Source organism: Profundicola chukchiensis, from assembly GCF_029664245.1.
In the GTDB taxonomy this organism is placed as follows: Bacteria; Bacteroidota; Bacteroidia; order Flavobacteriales; family Weeksellaceae; genus Profundicola; species Profundicola chukchiensis.
Map to the genome: position 1 here is coordinate 1 of NZ_JANAIE010000103.1, position 209 is coordinate 209.

Consider the following 209-nt stretch of genomic DNA (forward strand, 5'->3'; position numbering starts at 1 on the left):
CCTTGATGGCGGCGGTTTCAGCGCCAGCTTACATCACCGAGAAAGATATAACCCGCTCCGTAGATGGTTTTTATCAGGCGCGGGTTCTTGGGATCCTCACGCAATTTGGTGCGCAGCCGCGATATGCGCACGTCCATGGCACGGTCGAAGCTTTCGCCTGCGGCCCCGCCCAGCATCTCCTGCATCATCGCCCGCGAGATCAATCTCTT

At 58.4% G+C, this 209-nt stretch carries 1 protein-coding gene; it reads right to left on the bottom strand.

The features are described from left to right. Window positions 1-17: 17 nt before the first annotated feature. A partial coding sequence (locus tag NLM59_RS11820) for a winged helix-turn-helix domain-containing protein (RefSeq protein WP_304417980.1) occupies window positions 18-209 on the bottom strand: 192 nt, incomplete at its 5' end.